We start from the raw sequence: 1,730 nt of genomic DNA, 5'->3' as shown, positions 1-1,730 counted from the left end.
CCCATGAAGATTCTGGTGCCCGTGAAGCGGGTTATTGACTACAACGTGAAGGCTCGGGTTCGAGCTGACGGGTCTGGGGTTGACTTGGCGAATGTGAAGATGTCGATGAACCCGTTCGACGAGATCGCGGTCGAGGAGGCGATCCGCCTGAAGGAAGCCGGCAAGGCCGAGGAGGTGATCGCGGTCAGCATCGGCGTGCGTCAGGCGGCCGAGACGCTGCGCACGGCGCTGGCGATGGGCGCGGACCGGGCGATCCTGGTGGTGGCCTCGGAGGACGTGCACCAGGACATCGAACCCCTGGCGGTGGCCAAGATCCTCAGGGCGGTGGTCGAGGCCGAGCAGCCGCGGCTGGTGATCGCCGGCAAGCAGGCCATCGACAACGACATGAACGCGACCGGGCAGATGCTGGCGGCGCTTCTGGGCTGGGGCCAGGCGACCTTCGCCAGCAGGCTCGAGATCGAGGGCGACAGCGCCAAGGTCACGCGCGAGGTCGACGGCGGCCTGCAGACGATCAGCGTGGCGCTGCCCGCCGTGGTCACCGCCGACCTGCGCCTGAACGAGCCGCGCTACGCGTCGCTGCCGAACATCATGAAGGCCAAGAAGAAGCCGCTGGAGGAGAAGACCGCCGCCGATTACGGCGTCGATGTCAGCCCGCGTCTGGAAATCGTCTCCACGCGCGAACCCGAGGGGCGCAAGGCCGGCATCAGGGTCGGCTCGGCCGACGAACTGGTTTTGAAACTGAAAGAAGCGGGGGTGATCTGATGGCCGTTCTTCTGCTGGGCGAAGTCACGAACGGGGTGCTGAACCGCGACGCCACCGCCAAGGCCGTGAATGCCGTTGCCTCGCTGGGCGACGTGACGGTGCTCTGCGCCGGGGCGCAGGCCCGCGCCGCCGCCGCCGAGGCCGCGACCATCGCCGGGGTCGCCCGCGTCCTGGTGGCCGAGGACGCTCGCTACGGCCACCGCCTGGCCGAGCCGACGGCGGCGCTGATCGTCTCGCTGGCGGGCGCGTACGATCATGTCGCGGCGCCGGCCACGACGGACGCCAAGAACGTGATGCCGCGGGTGGCGGCGCTGCTGGACGCGATGGTGATCCCCGAGGTGTCGAAGGTGGTCGATGCCGACACGTTCGAACGCCCGGTCTATGCCGGCAACGCCATCCAGACGGTGCGGTCGAAGGACGCGAAGAAGGTGCTGACGATCCGCACCGCCAGCTTCGAGGCGGCGGGGGCGGGCGGCTCCGCGCCGGTCGCGGATGCGGCCCTGGCGGAGGACCCGGCGCTGTCGGGCTGGCTGAATGACGAGGTGGCGGCGTCGGACCGGCCGGAGCTGACCTCGGCGGGCCGGGTGGTCTCGGGCGGCCGCGGCGTCGGCTCGAAAGAGCAGTTCGCGATCATCGAGGCCCTGGCCGACAAGCTGGGCGCGGCGGTCGGCGCCTCGCGCGCGGCGGTCGATTCGGGCTATGCGCCGAACGACTGGCAGGTCGGCCAGACCGGCAAGGTGGTGGCGCCCGAACTGTATGTGGCAGTGGGTATCTCCGGCGCCATCCAGCACCTGGCGGGCATGAAGGACAGCAAGGTCATCGTCGCCATCAACAAGGACGAGGAAGCCCCCATCTTCCAGATCGCAGACTACGGACTGGTGGGAGACCTCTTTACCGTGGTGCCCGAACTGACCGGAAAGCTCTAGGACCATCTTCTGTGCGGAAACATCCTCGGGGGGTCCGGGGGG

2 protein-coding genes are annotated in these 1,730 nt (G+C 69.0%); both read left to right on the top strand.

Annotated elements, in window-relative coordinates; genetic code table 11:
* Positions 1 to 3 precede the first annotated feature (3 nt).
* Positions 4 to 762: an electron transfer flavoprotein subunit beta/FixA family protein gene (locus tag PARHAE_RS00170; RefSeq protein ID WP_126152590.1), complete on the top strand. Its 759-nt coding sequence runs from the start codon at positions 4 to 6 to the stop codon at positions 760 to 762.
* Entirely contained in the window at positions 762 to 1,688 is a 927-nt protein-coding gene (locus PARHAE_RS00165; RefSeq protein ID WP_126152589.1) for an electron transfer flavoprotein subunit alpha/FixB family protein, read from the top strand. The genes PARHAE_RS00170 and PARHAE_RS00165 overlap by 1 nt, the downstream gene beginning before the upstream one ends.
* Positions 1,689 to 1,730 lie beyond the last annotated feature (42 nt).

It is taken from the genome of Paracoccus haematequi, assembly GCF_900631945.1.
GTDB lineage: Bacteria > Pseudomonadota > Alphaproteobacteria > Rhodobacterales > Rhodobacteraceae > Paracoccus > Paracoccus haematequi_A.
This window is presented reverse-complemented; position numbering and strand designations above follow the sequence as displayed.